Source organism: Parahoeflea alexandrii (assembly GCF_027214025.1).
Lineage (GTDB): Bacteria > Pseudomonadota > Alphaproteobacteria > Rhizobiales > Rhizobiaceae > Hoeflea > Hoeflea alexandrii_A.
In genome coordinates, this window is record NZ_JAPWHB010000045.1 from 1 (window position 1) to 262 (window position 262).

The 262-nt window shown below is 74.4% G+C and carries 1 protein-coding gene; it reads left to right on the plus strand.

Annotation, left to right across the window (positions count from 1 at the left end; all coding sequences use genetic code 11):
- A partial coding sequence (locus O4H62_RS26350) for a hypothetical protein (RefSeq protein WP_269391858.1) occupies positions 1-262 on the plus strand: 262 nt, incomplete at both ends.

A 262-nucleotide genomic window follows, 5' to 3' on the forward strand; every position in this document is an offset into this window, starting at 1 on the left:
CGCTGCGAGCGCGATCCCGATCCCGTTCGTGCCGGAGCGGCTCGTCGCCACCGTGCGCGGCTCGGTGGTGCAAGACGTCGCCTCGCGGCACGGACTGTCGCTCACCCGCGACGCTCGCGACGCGCTCGCCCTGGCGCGCGGCGAGTCGCCCGCCCGCCTGCTCGCCAAGCGCGTCGTCGGCCTGGTCTCCAAGACCATCCTCAAGCGCTTCGGACCGCTCGGTGCGCTCTCGGCGGCCGCGTCTTCGCTCGAGGTGTTCGCG